General features: G+C 59.0%; 11 protein-coding genes. 8 read left to right on the top strand and 3 right to left on the bottom strand.

What is annotated here, in order from left to right:
* Window positions 1–118 precede the first annotated feature (118 nt).
* Window positions 119–3829, top strand: coding sequence for a methionine synthase (gene metH, locus SB725_RS25970; protein WP_027923765.1), 3711 nt, complete (start codon window positions 119–121; stop codon window positions 3827–3829).
* A gap of 190 nt (window positions 3830–4019) precedes the next feature.
* A complete protein-coding gene (locus SB725_RS25965; protein WP_027923764.1) occupies window positions 4020–4238 on the top strand; it encodes a DUF2970 domain-containing protein in 219 nt (72 codons plus the stop codon).
* On the opposite strand, the gene SB725_RS25960 is transcribed toward SB725_RS25965, so the two are convergent.
* Complete coding sequence (locus SB725_RS25960) at window positions 4235–5308, bottom strand: ABC transporter substrate-binding protein (protein ID WP_027923763.1); 1074 nt, start codon at window positions 5306–5308, stop codon at window positions 4235–4237. The two genes, SB725_RS25965 and SB725_RS25960, sit on opposite strands and share 4 nt — an antisense overlap.
* Before the next feature lie 522 nt (window positions 5309–5830).
* On the opposite strand from SB725_RS25960, the gene SB725_RS25955 reads away from it, so the two are divergent.
* Together SB725_RS25955 and SB725_RS25950 are read left to right on the top strand one after the other, a co-directional pair.
* Window positions 5831–7489, top strand: a complete 1659-nt coding sequence (locus SB725_RS25955) for a nitrite/sulfite reductase (RefSeq protein WP_027923762.1) — start codon at window positions 5831–5833, stop codon at window positions 7487–7489.
* Window positions 7473–7967 carry a DUF934 domain-containing protein gene (locus tag SB725_RS25950; protein WP_027923761.1) on the top strand — a complete coding sequence of 165 codons (495 nt, stop codon included), beginning with the start codon at window positions 7473–7475 and terminating at the stop codon, window positions 7965–7967. The genes SB725_RS25955 and SB725_RS25950 overlap by 17 nt, the downstream gene beginning before the upstream one ends.
* 52 nt (window positions 7968–8019) lie before the next feature.
* Here SB725_RS25950 and SB725_RS25945 read toward each other — a convergent pair whose 3' ends face one another.
* Both SB725_RS25945 and sohB read right to left on the bottom strand, forming a co-directional pair.
* Window positions 8020–11763 (bottom strand): dermonecrotic toxin domain-containing protein, encoded by a 3744-nt coding sequence (locus tag SB725_RS25945; RefSeq protein WP_059182842.1) that lies wholly within the window; start codon window positions 11761–11763, stop codon window positions 8020–8022.
* 183 nt (window positions 11764–11946) lie between these two features.
* On the bottom strand, window positions 11947–12969 hold the full coding sequence (gene sohB / locus SB725_RS25940) for a protease SohB (RefSeq protein ID WP_027923759.1): 1023 nt from the start codon (window positions 12967–12969) through the stop codon (window positions 11947–11949).
* Between the two features lie 204 nt (window positions 12970–13173).
* Here sohB and SB725_RS25935 point away from each other — a divergent pair, with 204 nt between their 5' ends.
* The 4 genes from SB725_RS25935 to SB725_RS25920 all read left to right on the top strand — a co-directional run bounded on the left by SB725_RS25935 (window position 13174) and on the right by SB725_RS25920 (window position 17371).
* Entirely contained in the window at window positions 13174–13884 is a 711-nt protein-coding gene (locus SB725_RS25935; protein WP_410922781.1) for a histidine phosphatase family protein, read from the top strand.
* 67 nt (window positions 13885–13951) lie between these two features.
* Window positions 13952–14266, top strand: coding sequence for an SCP2 sterol-binding domain-containing protein (locus tag SB725_RS25930; RefSeq protein ID WP_059182841.1), 315 nt, complete (start codon window positions 13952–13954; stop codon window positions 14264–14266).
* A 296-nt stretch (window positions 14267–14562) separates the two neighbouring features.
* The gene (locus tag SB725_RS25925; protein WP_027923756.1) at window positions 14563–16410 is read left to right on the top strand and encodes an amidohydrolase; all 1848 of its coding nucleotides are present in this window, start codon (window positions 14563–14565) and stop codon (window positions 16408–16410) included.
* 97 nt (window positions 16411–16507) lie between these two features.
* Window positions 16508–17371: a LysR family transcriptional regulator gene (locus tag SB725_RS25920; RefSeq protein ID WP_194940181.1), complete on the top strand. Its 864-nt coding sequence runs from the start codon at window positions 16508–16510 to the stop codon at window positions 17369–17371.
* The last annotated feature ends 64 nt before the right edge of the window (window positions 17372–17435 follow it).

The raw sequence follows: 17435 nt of genomic DNA, 5'->3' as shown, positions 1-17435 counted from the left end.
ACCGGTCAGATACCCATACCAACATGAACGATATTCATGCAAAACCGGGTGATGCTCTAAAAGCGCACAGGTTTGCTATGATCCCGCCCCTTCGTCATGGTCTTTCCGAGTAGTCCAAATGTCCGATCGCAGTGTTCGCCTTCAAGCTCTCAAGCACGCCCTCAAAGAGCGCATCCTGATTCTCGATGGCGGCATGGGCACGATGATCCAGAGCTACAAGCTCGAAGAGCAGGATTACCGTGGCAAACGCTTTGCTGACTGGCCAAGCGATGTCAAAGGCAACAACGACCTGTTGGTGCTGACTCGCCCGGATGTGATTGGGGGTATCGAGAAAGCCTACCTGGATGCCGGCGCCGATATTCTGGAAACCAACACGTTCAACGCCACCCAGATTTCCCTGGCCGACTATGGCATGCAGGGCCTGGCGTATGAGTTAAACGTAGAAGGCGCACGCCTGGCCCGCAAGGTGGCTGACGCCAAGACCCTGGAAACCCCGGACAAGCCACGTTTCGTCGCTGGCGTGCTTGGCCCTACCAGCCGCACCTGCTCGCTGTCCCCGGACGTGAACAACCCCGGTTACCGCAACGTGACCTTTGATGAGCTGGTGGAAAACTACACCGAATCCACCAAGGGTCTGATCGAAGGCGGCGCCGACCTGATCCTGATCGAAACCATCTTCGACACCCTGAACGCCAAAGCCGCGATCTTTGCCGTGCAAGGCGTGTTCGAGGAGCTCGGCATCGAGTTGCCGATCATGATTTCCGGCACCATCACCGACGCCTCCGGCCGTACCCTCTCCGGCCAGACCACCGAAGCGTTCTGGAACTCCGTGGCTCACGCCAAGCCGATCTCGGTCGGTTTGAACTGCGCCCTCGGTGCCAGCGAATTGCGTCCGTACCTGGAAGAGCTGTCGAACAAGGCCGGCACCCATGTTTCCGCGCACCCGAACGCCGGTCTGCCGAACGAGTTCGGTGAGTACGACGAACTGCCGGTGGACACTGCCAAGGTCATCGAGGAGTTCGCTCAAAGCGGTTTTCTGAACATTGTCGGCGGCTGCTGCGGCACCACCCCTGGCCACATCGAAGCCATCGCCAAGGCCGTAGCCGGTTACGCACCGCGTCAAATTCCGGAAATCCCCAAGGCCTGCCGCCTGTCGGGCCTGGAACCGTTCACCATCGACCGCAGCTCGTTGTTCGTCAACGTCGGTGAGCGGACCAACATCACCGGCTCGGCCAAGTTCGCCCGCCTGATCCGCGAAGACAACTACACCGAAGCCCTGGAAGTCGCCCTGCAGCAGGTCGAAGCAGGCGCCCAGATAATCGACATCAACATGGACGAAGGGATGCTCGATTCGAAGAAGGCCATGGTGACCTTCCTCAATCTGATTGCCGGCGAGCCGGACATCTCCCGCGTCCCGATCATGATCGACTCCTCCAAGTGGGAAGTGATCGAAGCCGGCCTGAAATGCATCCAGGGCAAGGGCATCGTCAACTCGATCAGCATGAAAGAAGGTGTCGAGCAGTTCATCCATCACGCCAAACTGTGCAAGCGCTACGGTGCCGCGGTGGTCGTCATGGCCTTCGACGAAGCCGGCCAGGCCGACACCGAAGCGCGCAAGAAAGAAATCTGCAAACGCTCCTACGACATTCTGGTCAACGAAGTCGGCTTCCCGCCGGAAGACATCATCTTCGACCCGAACATCTTCGCCGTGGCCACCGGTATTGAAGAACACAACAACTACGCTGTGGACTTCATCAACGCTTGCGCTTACATCCGCGACGAACTGCCGTACGCGCTGACCTCGGGTGGCGTGTCCAACGTGTCGTTCTCGTTCCGAGGCAACAACCCGGTGCGTGAAGCGATCCACTCGGTGTTCCTGCTGTACGCGATCCGCAATGGCCTGACCATGGGTATCGTCAACGCCGGTCAGCTGGAGATTTACGACCAGATCCCGCAAGAGCTGCGCGACGCCGTCGAAGACGTGATCCTAAACCGCACCCCGGAAGGCACCGACGCCCTCCTCGCCATAGCCGACAAGTACAAGGGCGATGGCAGTGTCAAGGAAGCCGAGACCGAAGAATGGCGCGGCTGGCCGGTCAACAAGCGCCTGGAACATGCGCTGGTCAAGGGCATCACCACGCACATCGTTGAAGACACCGAAGAGTCGCGCCAGTCGTTCGCCCGACCGATCGAAGTGATCGAAGGCCCGCTGATGTCCGGCATGAACATCGTTGGCGACCTGTTCGGCGCCGGCAAAATGTTCCTGCCGCAAGTGGTGAAATCCGCCCGCGTAATGAAGCAGGCCGTGGCCCACTTGATCCCGTTCATCGAACTGGAAAAAGGCGACAAACCGGAAGCCAAGGGCAAGATCCTGATGGCAACGGTGAAAGGCGACGTGCACGACATCGGCAAGAACATCGTCGGCGTGGTGTTGGGCTGTAACGGCTACGACATTGTCGACCTCGGCGTGATGGTCCCGGCGGAGAAAATCCTGCAAGTGGCCAAGGAGCAGAAGTGCGACATCATCGGCCTGTCGGGCCTGATTACGCCTTCGCTGGATGAAATGGTCCACGTCGCCCGTGAAATGCAGCGTCAGGACTTCCACCTGCCGCTGATGATCGGTGGCGCGACCACCTCCAAAGCGCACACGGCGGTGAAGATCGAGCCCAAGTACAGCAACGACGCGGTGATCTACGTGACGGACGCCTCCCGCGCCGTGGGCGTGGCGACGCAGTTGCTGTCCAAGGAGCTGAAACCGGCGTTTGTCGAGAAGACCCGCCTGGAATACATCGACGTTCGCGAGCGCACGGCCAACCGCAGCGCGCGCACCGAGCGCCTGAGCTACCCGGCTGCGATCGCCAAGAAGCCGCAGTTTGACTGGAGCACTTACGCACCGGTCAAACCGACGTTCACCGGCTCCAAGGTGCTGGACAACATCGACCTGAAGGTTCTGGCCGAGTACATCGACTGGACGCCATTCTTTATCTCCTGGGACCTGGCCGGCAAATTCCCGCGCATCCTCCAAGACGAAGTGGTCGGTGAAGCCGCCACCTCGCTGTATGCCGATGCCCAGGAAATGCTCGCCAAGCTGATCGATGAAAAGCTGATCAGTGCCCGCGCGGTGTTTGGCTTCTGGCCGGCCAACCAGGTGCGCGACGATGACATCGAAGTCTACGGCGACGACGGCAAGGCGATTGCCAAGCTGCATCACCTGCGCCAGCAGATCATCAAGACCGACGGCAAGCCGAACTTCTCCCTGGCCGACTTCGTCGCGCCAAAAGACAGTGAAGTCACCGACTACGTGGGCGGGTTCATCACCACCGCCGGCATCGGCGCCGAAGAAGTGGCCAAGGCTTATCAGGACGCTGGCGACGATTACAACTCGATCATGGTCAAAGCCCTGGCCGACCGCCTGGCCGAAGCCTGCGCAGAATGGCTGCACCAACAAGTCCGTAAAGACTACTGGGGTTACGCCAAGGACGAAACGCTCGACAACGAGGCGCTGATCAAAGAGCAATACACCGGCATCCGCCCTGCTCCGGGCTACCCGGCGTGCCCGGATCACACCGAGAAGTCCACGCTGTTCAAACTGCTGGACCCCGAAGCCGAAGAGCTCAAGGCCGGTCGCAGCGGCGTATTCCTCACCGAGCACTACGCGATGTTCCCGGCGGCAGCCGTCAGCGGGTGGTACTTCGCTCACCCGCAGGCGCAGTACTTCGCCGTGGGCAAGATCGACAAGGATCAGGTGCAGAGCTACACCTCGCGCAAAGGTCAGGAGTTGAGCGTGACCGAACGTTGGCTGGCCCCGAACCTCGGGTACGACAACTAACCAACCGACGGGCCACAATACGGTGGCGAACCGTGATCCCCTGTGGGAGCGAGTCTGCTCACGAAGGCGGTGGACCAGGCGATATTCATGTCGACTGACACGACCTCTTCGCGAGCAGGCTCGCTCCCACAGTTGTTTGTGCTGTCCGTAGGTCTATGCTTACGGCTCACACACACGTGACGAGGGGTTTATGGACGATCCAGCAGACAACAAGCCGCCGACCTTCTGGCAGATGCTGCAGAGCGTCATGGCGGCGGCGTTCGGGGTACAGAGCGGGAAGAACCGGGCCCGGGATTTCACCCACGGTAAACCGAGTCATTTTGTGATTCTGGGGATTTTGTTCACGACCGTGTTTGCCTTGACCCTGTACGGCATCGTGCAACTGGTGCTGCATCTGGCCGGGGTTTAGCGCATCAGTGTTTGCAAGCTGAACGGGTAGCGATAGGTGGTCGGCCGCCCTTTGGCCGAGAGTCGACGGAAGTTCACGCCGTAGTCAGGCGAGGCCCCCAACGCCAGCAGGCGTTTGGCTTGCGTCTTGTCGATCAGTTGCAACAGCGGGATCAGCCGGTGGCGGCCACCGTACAGATCAAGATCAACGCCCTGGTCATAATCATGCAACTCCACCAGCGCCCAACCACCTAAAGTGAAGTGACCGCCCAGCAGCACGCTAAGGCGTCCATCAATCATCGCCTGCAAGGCGGCGGGAGAGGTGTTGACGGCACTAAACAACACGTCTTTTCCGGGTTTTCCACCGCTCTCCTCAAACGCCTGCATCGCACCAAACGCCATTTCATCATTGGCTGACCACACCAGAGATATCTGCGGATAACGCCGGAACAACAACTTGGCCTGCTCATAGGCGCGGTCCCGGGTCCACCCGCTATAGACCAATTGGCGCAAACGCACTTCAGGATGCTCGGCCAATGCGCGCATCATCCCTTGCTCGCGCAATTGCGCAGACGGAGTGATTTTCAGGCCGGAAAATGCCAATAGCTCGATAGGCTTGCCGGGCGTTGCCGGTGGATGCTGACGGATCAGCTCCTTGAGCATCAGGTAACCGCCCTCCTCGTCGTTGGGCACCAGGCTGCCCAGGTGATCGGGGCGCTCACCCAACAGGCTCTGCTGGTTGGCCGTCAGCGACGCGTTCACCATGAACAGCTTTACACCACTGCCCTGGGCCAGGCGCAGGATCTGTGGGGCGACATATTGTTCATTGACGAACATCAGATAGTCCGGGCGATCGGGACCTTGCAGCGCCTGACGGGCTTGCGCCACCGTGAGTTCGGGCATGCGCTGGGCATAAAGAATTCGCAGGTCAACCCCCAAATCTCTGGCGGCGGCCTGCATAAATTGCGCGTAACTGACCCAGAAGGCTTCCTGGGTGGTACCAGGGCTCAGGAACAACACCGATTCCGCACGCGCAACCGGTCCGTAGACCGTGCCAAGCAGTAGCACAATGGCGTAGAAAAACTTCAACATTAACGTCCGAGCCCCCGGAAAATCGCCGCGCATTATAGCCAGTGAAGTTCCGTAATACGGCGTTTATTCCGGTTTTTGTCCGACAATCGTCGGAACCGGGCCCGGACGGGGTCGGTTATTGATGGCTGACCCAGAACACTGCCGTGCCCACGACCAAAATGATCAGGAAAAGAATCGCCCAAGCATCGACCGTGCTATCAGGTTTTGTCGCTTTGGTAGGGTTGCTCATTGCATCGCCTCTTGTCGGTTTTATCGGTGATTGCATAAAGACTCGACCACAGTAAAGACGACGATTGCCCGCACCACAAATAAGGGTTTAGTCATCACAGTTCTTATTAGTCGTTTTGGTTCTTTACATATACTCAAACATCACTTTTGCGCATAACTGCAAACTGGTATCTTGCCCCGGCTCCGTAGGGAGAGCGCGGCCGTGCGCGCAGAATTGCAGAGGTTCTTTCGGACTCCGCCAAGCACAAAAACGCAGCTGTATCCGAGCGACCCAAGCCTGAGAACAGGACTTATATGTACGTATACGACGAATACGATCAGCGGATCATCGAGGACCGCGTCAAGCAGTTCCGTGATCAGACCCGACGCTATCTGGCAGGCGAGCTGAGCGAAGAAGAATTCCGCCCCCTGCGCCTGCAAAACGGGCTTTACATCCAGCGTTTCGCGCCGATGTTGCGTGTGGCGGTGCCTTACGGCCAACTGACTTCGCGTCAGGTACGCATGATGGCCAAGATTGCCCGCGACTATGACAAGGGCTATGCCCACATCAGCACCCGGCAGAACGTACAGTTCAACTGGCCGGCCGTGGAAGACATTCCGGACATATTGGCTGAACTGGCGACCGTGCAGATGCACGCGATCCAGACCAGCGGCAACTGCCTGCGCAACGTCACCACCGACCAGTTCGCCGGCGTCGCCGCCGATGAACTGATCGATCCGCGCCCATGGTGCGAGATCGTCCGCCAGTGGACCACGTTCCACCCGGAATTCGCCTACCTGCCGCGCAAGTTCAAGATCGCGGTCAACGGTTCGACATCTGACCGCGCCGCCATCGAAGTGCATGACATTGGCCTTGAGCCCGTGCACAACGCTGCCGGCGAGCTGGGCTTCCGTGTACTGGTCGGTGGGGGTCTGGGCCGTACGCCGGTGGTGGGCGCGTTCATCAATGAGTTCTTGCCGTGGCAAGACCTGTTGAGCTACCTCGACGCCATCCTGCGGGTCTACAACCGCTATGGCCGTCGCGACAACAAGTACAAGGCGCGGATCAAGATTCTGGTCAAGGCGCTGACGCCTGAAGTCTTCGCGCAAAAAGTCGACGCGGAAATGGAACACCTTCGCGGTGGCCAGACCACGCTGACCGAGGCCGAACTGCATCGCGTCGCCAAGCATTTTGTCGACCCCGACTACAAGGCCCTGGACAACCAGACCGCCGAATTGGCCGAGCTCGACCAGCAGCACCCGGGCTTTGCCCGCTGGCGCACGCGCAATACCCTGGCGCACAAGAAGCCGGGCTATGTGGCCGTGACCCTGTCGCTGAAGCCAACCGGTGTGGCACCGGGTGATATCACCGACAAGCAGCTCGACGCCGTGGCCGACCTGGCCGATCGTTACAGCTTCGGTCAACTGCGCACGTCTCACGAACAGAACATCATCCTGGCCGACGTGGAACAGTCCCGACTGTTCGCGATGTGGGGCGAGTTGCGCGAGCAAGGTTTCGCCACACCGAACATTGGCTTGCTGACGGACATCATTTGCTGCCCTGGCGGTGATTTCTGCTCGCTGGCCAACGCCAAGTCGATCCCGATTGCCGAATCGATCCAGCGTCGCTTCGACGACCTGGATTACCTGTTCGACATCGGTGAACTGGACCTGAACATCTCCGGTTGCATGAATGCCTGTGGTCACCACCACGTCGGCCACATCGGCATCCTCGGGGTGGACAAGAAAGGCGAAGAGTTCTACCAGGTGTCCCTCGGTGGCAGCGCCAGCCGTGACGCCAGCCTGGGTAAAATCCTCGGCCCGTCTTTCGCCCAGGAAGCCATGCCTGATGTGATCGAAAAGCTGATCGACGTGTACATCGAACAACGTACCGAAGACGAGCGGTTCATCGACACCTACCAGCGTATTGGCATCGACCTCTTCAAGGAGCGCGTCTATGCAGCGAATCATTAAGAACAACGAAGTCGTCGACGAAACCTGGCACTTGCTGCCCAAGGACTTCAACATCGACGAGATCAGCAACTGCGATGACCTGATCGTCCCGTTGCAGCTGTGGCGCGAACACAGCCGTATGCTCAAGGCCCGCGATGGCGGCCTGGGCGTCTGGCTGGATGCCGACGAAGAAGCTGAAGAAATCGGTGACGACGTGGATCAGTTCAAGGTGATTGCCTTGAACTTCCCGGCGTTCACCGATGGCCGCAACTACTCCAATGCTCGCCTGCTGCGTGACCGTTACGGCTTCAAAGGTGAACTGCGAGCGATTGGCGATGTACTGCGCGATCAGTTGTTTTACATGCGCCGCTGCGGTTTCGACGCGTTTGCAGTGCGCCCCGATAAAGACCCGTACGAAGCCCTGGAAGGTCTCAAGGACTTCTCAGTGACGTACCAGGCCGCCACCGACGAACCGCTGCCGCTGTTCCGTCGCCGCTGATGGTCAAACCTTGAACCCCTTTCGGGGTTCAAGGTTCCCCTCCCGCTTTACGTCAAAGATTGGCACGCTCCTCCAGTGCCCTGAAAGCCGCCATCGGATGTTCAAAGCGCCCGCTGCTGCGACTCAATCGATTCCACATTTCCTCAGACGCATCAGCCTCGTTCAACAATCGCCAGACTCTCGTCTGCAGTGGCAAGTAACCGACCTGAAAGTCAGCCGTCAAACTCAGCCTGTCGATGACGGCTAAAAACCGGGTGCCGGAAGGTTTGCCCGCCAGTCGTTGCCAAAGGGCCTGTCGGGACTGTTGCAACGCGTCGTCGTAGTCTCGCAGCCATACACTCGGCGAGCCATAGCCAGCGCCGGGGGCGTTGAGCCATAAATTGATGCCGGTTTCCTCTCGATGGCTGACTAATCGGCGCAGCGTGTCTTCGTCTGTCAGTGGATTCCCCAAGAGCAACACACGATCATCTGCGACTGCCTGGTTTATGACTGCTGGCGGTATCCGGGTGATCTGGTTATCCCGTAAATCCAGAGACGTCAGATAGGGCTCATCCTTGATACCGATCGGGCATCGGGTGATTTGAGTGTTTCTCAGGTTGAGCTGACGTAGATCGTTCATGCCCATCACCAATGGCGGCACGCCCAAGGGGTTGTCACTCAAGTCCAGCGTTTGCAAATGAGTCAGGTCACGCAGTTGTGAAGCGGCACTGTCAGTGAGTACCAGCTGTGTGCCACGCAAGTTCAGCGAGCGAAGAGGTGCCATTTGTTCGATGGCGGGCGGCAAAGCGCGACCAGCATCGCCGGCCACGAAGTAGTTCCGCAAGTCCACGCTTTCAAGGTCCAACACTTCAAGGTTCGCAAAACACTCCAGAAACCCGTTCAAACTGTCCTGCTCTGTCAGATGAAAACCTCGCATCAGTAACTGGGTCACATCGTCGAACCTGACGTTCATCGTGGGTAATCGGTGATAGTTCTCAAAGTTCATATCCAGCGTGGCATGTGGCGCGTCTCCGCGCCTTTGCCAAAGGGCGACCAATTCCTCGGCGAGCTCTTTCCTGAGCGATCGTTCGTCCTCCAACTCATCCATGAAAAGGTCAACGTTATGGGCCGCAATTTGCGCAGGGCTCATATTCGCTGCCTCGGCATCGCCAATCGCCAGAAACGGAAGATCCATGTCATTGACGTCATCGGCAACCTGGTCGATCCAACCGCTTAAATCGGTGTTGAGTTGTTGTAGCTGTTGCTTCAACCCATCGATATAAGCCTGCGTATTGTTGCCCACACGTTGCAGTACTTCATCGGCCTGCGCTGAGGTGAAGTCGGGATAAATCTCCTTGAGTTGCAACCTCATCATCTCGTGGGTCATGGCTTCGCCTTGAGGCGTCGACGGATAACCTCCGCCGCGCAAGCCCTGAGGCTCGAACGTCAGCCCGCTGTCCATCCGTTGTAATCCGAGCAGGGTTTGCGAGCGAGGCAGTGCCACCGCGCCAATCTTGAGGCGCAACTCACTGACAGGATCATCAGATGTCAGGTGTAACGCCGAACGTTCGTCATCTGACAGGATCCCGAGGACAGCTTCGTAAAAGTCCGATTGCACGCCTTGTCGCTGATACCGATTCCTCACCCTGATGATGCTTCGACAATGAGCGGCATCGAGCGGACCACTGCGGTCCAGCACCCGGCCAGCAGGCGAACGGTCAAAAATGTCTATTCGAAGATCTTTGGGCCATCCCGGTAGATGCGACAGTGAATGCAATGCCAGAGTGTCCGTCTCGGCATTGACGACTGCCCCAAGGTAAAGGCCTTCGTAGGCCCGGTTCAGGCGCACATGCTGCTGGTACTGACGTGCTTTGCTGTCCAGGCGTTTGAACACTTGCCTGATCTCCACAACGTCAGGCGTCGCGCGGATGTCTATGCCATAACGGTCGAGCATTTGCTCAATGGCGCTTTTGGGAAGCCCTGGGTATTGGCGCTGAAACAGCCGGACCCATTCGTGCTCCGACTGCTGCAGCGCGGCGTATCGACTGTTGAACAGCTCGGTTTGCCCGGCCGAGCGCAGCTCCAGATCGAGCTTGAAACGGCTGATCGTGTCAGCCAGTAAAGGCGTCGGTGGCCGCCCGGCGTTCATCAAGCGCAGCATGTCGTCGTCTACCGTGCTGACCTTGCCGATTTGCGCCAGGACTTCATCGCTGAATGACGCCACTGGGGGGCCGATCCCGCGAATCAGTTCCAGTCGGGACAGACCGGAAGGCGCTGCTGTCACACTCTTTGTCGCCGGCATGACGATGGCGGTGTGTTCACTTGTCTTGACGGCCTCGGCCTCAGCCCTTCCAACACTGACATCTGCTGCCGCACCTGCCAGCGGCAGCGCGTTGAGCAAGCCAAATGCCGTGCGCGTCACGCCCTCTTTGCGCAGGTTCGGCGTTTCGCCGTTCACAGCCTGATCCAGTCCATAACCGGCATCGATGAGCCCGGCCAGCGCTAGCACCCCCTCTCCCCCCGGCAGAAACAGGGCCAGGGGCCCAAACCGGTTGATCCATTGCACGACCGGCTCGACAACAGCACTCAAATTGTCTCGGTTGACTTGAGCGTCATCCCGGATGGTTTTGACGCTTTCCCGCGCAGCCTGTTTCATGGTCGAAACCAACTGTGCAAACGGATCGGTCGCGGGGGGCTGATCCTCGAAGCCGATATATTCGGCAGGCTCCCAATAACCATCATTGTTAAAGAAGCCGGCATTTTTTGTCAGCCAGTGCTCATGCGGGTAGATGGCCATTCCATCCAGCGCCGTCAAAACACCGGCATGGAAGGTTCCATCCTGTCGATCGTCGTCGGCAAAGTGAGCGGCCAGCGCTTGCCTGGTTGCGCTGGCCTTGCTCTGTGCAACCACCCATCGGTGCAATTGCGACACATCAGCGAAGTCATGCAGGGGTGAAGAGTTACCTGGGATGTACATCAATACCCGAGGGCTGGCGGTGAGACGAAAAGTCCAGATATCGGTCGCTGTATAGCGGTACAGCTTCAGACGCCCCGCCGTGACCGTGGAGGGGATCAGGGTCGGTGCTTGCAGCGGTTCGATAGTCAGTGATTCCCATGCCTGATCCACCGGCAAACCTGCAGCCTGCATGGCCAGCTCCAGGCCCTTTTTACTCAGGCTTTGTTCATGCCGTTGCAGCGCGGCGGTCATGACAAATGCCGCTTTGACCGAGGTTCTCAGCGCATAGGGTTGCGGCGCAACGAGCGCCTCATCGGACGGCCAGGCGTGATCAAGATACGTCTTGTACAAGCCCTGCAAATCCAGCGCCCAGACCCATCTCTTGAAGTCAGCCGGTTTAATGGGGACTTGCGTCAACGGCCCATAGGCTTGCGGGATGGTTTGGCGATAAATGCCTTCATAGCTCTGGTGATTGCCACTGCCGCGGTCAGCGAATTCGTCAACGTTTTGCACGATTCGAACCGACGGCCCGATGTCCGGCGGCGCGTAAAAGCCGAAAGCGCTTTCGGCAAAACGTCCATCGCCCACGGTTTGATAGTTGGAAAGCAGCGCTTGCAGTAGCGATTGTGAACTCGCCACTTGGCCCTGCTGAATGCCATCCTGCGCAGGATGTCCCTTGTAGTTGTAATCGAGGGTGGCCAGCAAGCAGGTTTGGGGATCAATGTCCGTCCCCCACTTTTCCTTGATCAAACGTGCGCCAAATTGATCTGGGGTTTGTGGCAACGCGATGTTCACGGCGGCCGTGAGCTCGTCACGCATTCCTGGCGGGCCGGCAACGTTGTCTTGATTGAGATTGGGCATGTGCATTCCATTGCGAACATTTGGAACACCACCCTAGCCAGCCGCCATTCCATCGGATGCAGGAGCGGGTCGACAGACGGGTTAGGAGATTTCGCCATTTCAGGAAGGATTGCGACCGTTCTGAAGGCAAAAAAAACCGGGAGCTAAGTCCCGGCTTTTTTTAGAGCGAAGCTGCGCTGGCGGTTACCAAAAGCGTTGCTGGGTCAAACGGCTCCACCAGGTCAGCAAAACGCGATCGACCGAGCCGCTGGCCGCCATGCCAATACGCTCTTGCAGGCTTTTTCGCTCGGCATAGTGCAGGTGAAAGAGCTCGGCATTTTTTGCCCGTTCGGCGAGGTACTCATCGCTGGTCTTGAGTTCGTCGACCAGTTGTTTGTCGAGGGCGGCGACACCGAGCCAGATCTCACCGGTGGCCACTTCATCGATGGCCAGTTGCGGGCGATAGCGCGCGACGAAGTTCTTGAACAACTGATGGGTAATGTCCAGGTCTTCCTGGAATTTCTCGCGCCCCTTCTCGGTGTTTTCGCCAAACACGGTCAGGGTGCGTTTGTATTCGCCGGCGGTGAGCACTTCAAAATCGATATCGTGCTTTTTCAGCAAGCGATTGACGTTGGGCAACTGCGCCACGACACCGATCGAGCCGAGGATGGCGAACGGCGCGCTGATGATCTTCTCGCCGATGCACGCCATCATGTAGCCGCCGCTGGCCGCAACCTTGTCGATGCAGATGGTCAATGGCACGCCGGCATTGCGGATCCGCGCCAGTTGCGAGGACGCCAGGCCGTAACTGTGAACCATGCCGCCGCCGCTTTCCAGGCGCAACACCACTTCATCCTTGGGCGTGGCCAGCGTCAGCAGCGCGGTGATCTCGTGGCGCAGGTTCTCGGTGGCAGACGCCTTGATGTCGCCGTCGAAATCCAGCACGAATACCCGTTGCCTGGCCTCAGGGGTTTTCTTTTGCTTTTTCTCGGATTTGGCCTGGGACTTGCGCAGGGCCTTGAGCTGATCCTTGTCGAGCAAGGTTTGCTCCAGGCGTTCACGCAGCCCTTTGTAGAAATCATTGAGCTTGCTGACTTGCAACTGGCCGGCCGCCTTGCGTCGACCTTTGCTGCGCAAGGCCGCAAAACTGGCCAGGACCACCAGAATGGCGATCACCAGTGTCACGGTCTTGGCCAGAAAGCTGGCGTACTCGGTGAAAAACTCCACAGTGACTCCTTCATGACGATGCGCGACTTAAAACACGCGCGGGATGTGTCCAGCATACCCATGCGCCAGCTCGACGGCCAGCCGTGAAACCTCTGGCAACAGGCCTGTAACGGCCATTTCAAACAAGCGTATGTTTTTTCATTGACAGCTCAGCGCCATCCTCATAACCTCGCCAAACCTTCAACGTACCGGGATGACGCGGACGTGGGCAGTATCTATTTGATTCGACATGGCCAGGCCTCCTTTGGTGCAGACGACTATGACGTCCTGTCGCCGACCGGTATTCGCCAGGCAGAAATCCTTGGCCAACACCTGGCCGAGCTGGGTATCAGCTTCGATCGCTGCCTCTCGGGCGACCTGCGCCGTCAGCAACATACTGCCAACAGCGCGCTGGAACAGTACGCCGCCGTGGGCCTGCCGGTGCCGGCCCTGGAAATCGATCCTGCCTTCAATGAGTTCGACGCCGACGCGGTCATCCGCGCGTTGCTGCCGGCCATGCTGGAAGACGAACCCGAGGCCCTGGACATCCTGCGCAACGCCGCGCAAAACCGCGCCGAGTTCCAGCGCATCTTTGCCCTGATCATCGAACGCTGGCTCGCCGGCACTTATGACACGCCGGGCCTGGAAAGCTGGCTGGGCTTTGTCGAACGCGTACAAACCGGCCTGCAGCGCATCCTGGAAAGTGCCGACAGCACCCAGAAAATCGCCGTGTTTACCTCCGGCGGCACCATCACTGCCCTGCTCCACCTTATTACTCAAATGCCTGCCCGGCAGGCATTCGAGCTGAACTGGCAAATCGTCAACACTTCGCTCAACCACTTGAAGTTCCGTGGTCGCGAGGTGGCACTGGCTTCCTTCAACAGTCACGCACACCTGCAACTGCTGAAGGCCCCGGAACTCATCACGTTTCGCTGAGTCCGGACTATTGTGACCCTGGCTGTAATCACCCAGCTCTAATAATTACCCAAGAAAGGATCGAACCATGACCTCCGTAGCTGATGCCGTACAAGCAATGAAAGCCAAGTTCAACCCAGCCGCTGCTGCCGGTCTGGACCTGGTATTCGGTTTCCGCATCGACGACACCAAGAACTTCTCGCTGATCATCAAAAACAGCACCTGCGAACTGCAAGAAGGCGAAAACCCGGACGCCCAGGTCACTCTGGTGATGGACGGCGAAACCCTGGAAGGCATCGTTGACGGTTCGACTGACGGTATGCAAGCGTTCATGGGCGGCAAACTGCGCGCTGAAGGCGACATGATGCTGGCCATGAAACTGTCCGAGCTGTTCCCTGGCTAAGACCGCGGCTCCCGGCCCTCGGGAGCCTTGTCTGGCTTATCAACGAATCCCGTCCCTTGTGGCGGGATTCGTCGTTTTCCGCCCCCCGAAAACACCGCCTGTGGATTCACCGTCTATATTCCTTCTGGCCGTATGCGTCAGACATCGGCTGTTTGCCCCCCGATCACATTGCGCGGAGCACGGCCATGAGCCCACCTGACGAACCTGACGGTTTTAACCGCCGACGTGTACTGCAAGGCCTTTCGGCAGGTGCTGTCGGTGCCTGGATCAGCCCGCTCTTCGCAGGGAGTAAAACCATGCCCGATGCCCCCGCCGACCTCATTCTGTACAACGGACGCCTGCACACCGTCGATCGCAAAAAACCGCAGGCCAGCGCGGTCGCGATCAAGGACGGACGTTTTGTGGTGGTCGGCAGCGATGCCCAGGCCATGGCCCTGCAAGGCCCCGGGACGCACATCATCGACCTGCACGGTCGCACGGTGATTCCCGGCCTCAACGACTCGCACCTGCATCTGATCCGTGGCGGCCTCAATTACAACCTCGAACTGCGTTGGGAAGGCGTGCCGTCGCTGGTCGATGCCTTGCGCATGCTCAAGGATCAGGCCGATCGCACACCCACGCCGCAATGGGTACGGGTGGTTGGCGGGTGGAACGAGTTCCAGTTTGCCGAAAAACGCCTGCCAACGATTGATGAACTGAACAAAGCCGCGCCCGACACCCCGGTGTTTGTCCTGCACCTCTATGACCGCGCCCTACTCAATCGCGCCGCCCTGAAAGTGGTCGGTTACACCCGCGACACGCCGAACCCGCCGGGCGGTGAAATCCAGCGCGACGCCAACGGCGACCCGACCGGCATGCTGATCGCCCGACCCAATGCGATGATCCTGTATTCGACCCTGGCCAAGGGGCCGAAACTGCCGCTGGAATACCAGGTCAACTCGACCCGCCAGTTCATGCGCGAACTCAATCGCCTCGGCATCACCAGCGCCATCGATGCCGGCGGCGGCTATCAGAACTATCCCGATGACTATCAAGTGATCCAGCAGTTGGCCAAAGACCAGCAACTGACGGTGCGCATCGCCTACAACCTGTTCACCCAGAAACCCAAGGAAGAACTGACCGACTTCAAGAACTGGACCAGCACTTCACACTACGGCCAGGGCGATGATTTCCTGCGGCACAACGGTGCCGGGGAAATGCTGGTGTTCTCGGCGGCGGATTTCGAAGACTTCCTTGAGCCGCGCCCGGACCTGCCGCAAACCATGGAGCAAGAACTGGAACCCGTGGTGCGCCACCTAGTGGAACAACGCTGGCCGTTTCGTTTACACGCCACCTACAACGAATCCATCAGCCGCATGCTCGACGTGTTCGAGAAAGTTAACCGCGACATTCCATTCAACGGTCTGCCGTGGTTTTTTGACCACGCCGAAACGATCACGCCGCAGAACATCGAACGGGTCAAAGCCTTGGGCGGTGGCATTGCGATTCAGGACCGGATGGCGTTTCAAGGCGAGTATTTCGTCGACCGTTACGGTGCCAAGGCGGCCGAGCACACCCCGCCCATCGCACGCATGCTCGCCGAAGGCCTTCCGGTCGGCGCCGGCACCGATGCCACGCGTGTTTCCAGCTACAACCCCTGGACGTCGATGTATTGGCTGGTCAGCGGCCGCACCGTCGGCGGCCTGGAACTGTACCCGCAAGGCCTGAGCCGCGACACGGCGCTGGAGCTGTTCACCCACGGCAGTGCCTGGTTTTCCTCGGAACAAGGCAAAAAGGGTCAAATCAAAGTCGGGCAACTCGCGGACCTGATTGCACTGTCGGCGGACTATTTCCACATCGAAGATGAAGCGATCAAATGGATCGAGTCGGTGCTGACCATTGTCGATGGCAAGATTGTGCATGCCACCCACGAGTTCGAAAAACTCGGGCCGCCGCCGATTCCTGTGGTGCCGGAATGGTCGCCGGTTACCAAGGTGCCGGGGCACTGGAAACACCTGACGCCGATGACCGCGCAGGTTCATCAATGCGCAGGTGCCTGCGCGGTGCATGCGCACAGCCATGAGCGGGCGCGGATGTCGTCAGCGCCGGTCAGTGACTTTCAGGGATTCTGGGGCGCGTTTGGCTGTTCGTGTTTTGCGTTTTGAAAAGAACCGCTAATCCGACTGCGTCGACGCGATCCCGTAGCAGCCGGTTCTGGCAGGATCTGTTTACAATGCCAGCACCTCCCGCACCGGCTGCCCCATGGACATCGACCTCGCCCGCACCTTTCTGGAAATCGTCCGTCACGGCAGCCTTGCCGCGGCGGCCGAGAAACTCCATGTCACCCAGACCGCGATCACCGCGCGCGTGCAGAAACTGGAAAGCCAGCTCGGCAGCACGCTGTTCGTGCGCAACCGTGCCGGCGCCCGCCTGACGCCCAATGGCGAGGCCTTTGTGGTGTACGCCAACCAACTGGTCGAGACCTGGGAAGCGGCGCGTCGGGATTTGCCGCTGCCAGAAGGTTACCGCGATGTGCTGCACATCGGTGGCGAGGTCAGCCTGTGCAATCCGTTGATGCTCAGTTGGGCCGGCGAACTGCGCGAGAAGATTCCCAGCCACGCCCTGCGCATGGAAATCCGCGACGGCGAAAACCTCCTGCGGCAACTGGAGCTGGGCGTACTTGATGCCGCGCTGGTCTATCAGCCGGAGTATTGGCCACGCCTGCAAGTCGAGCAGGTACTGGAAGAAAAACTGGTGTTGGTGCGGTTGCCCGGCAAACCCGATCCATACGTGTACATCGACTGGGGCCCGGACTTCCGCCGCCAGCACGATGCAGCCCTGCCGGAAAAAGCCAAAGCCCCGTTGAGCTTCAACCTCGGCCCGCTCGGGTTGCAGTACATCCTCGAAAACGGCGGCAGCGGCTACTTCCGTACGCGTGTGGTCCGCAGTTACCTGGAAAACGGCGTCCTGGAAGCCGTGCCCAAGGCCCCGGAATTCAGTTACCCGACTTACCTGGTGTATTCGCGCGATCGCGACTCGGCGACCCTGCAACGGGCCTTCGATTTGCTGCGTGAAGTGATCCAGTCCGATGAAGACTGGTCGCAGCGCTGGAATCCACTGACCTGAGCGCACCGGATCATGGCGTTTGTGTCCTCTAAGTAGCGCCAGCCTTTGCGGGGAGATCAGCTAA

The organism is Pseudomonas sp. SIMBA_041 (genome assembly GCF_046535095.1).
Classification (GTDB): domain Bacteria; phylum Pseudomonadota; class Gammaproteobacteria; order Pseudomonadales; family Pseudomonadaceae; genus Aquipseudomonas; species Aquipseudomonas mucoides.
Note: the sequence above shows the minus strand (reverse complement) of the source record. Positions and strands in the feature narration are given on the sequence as shown.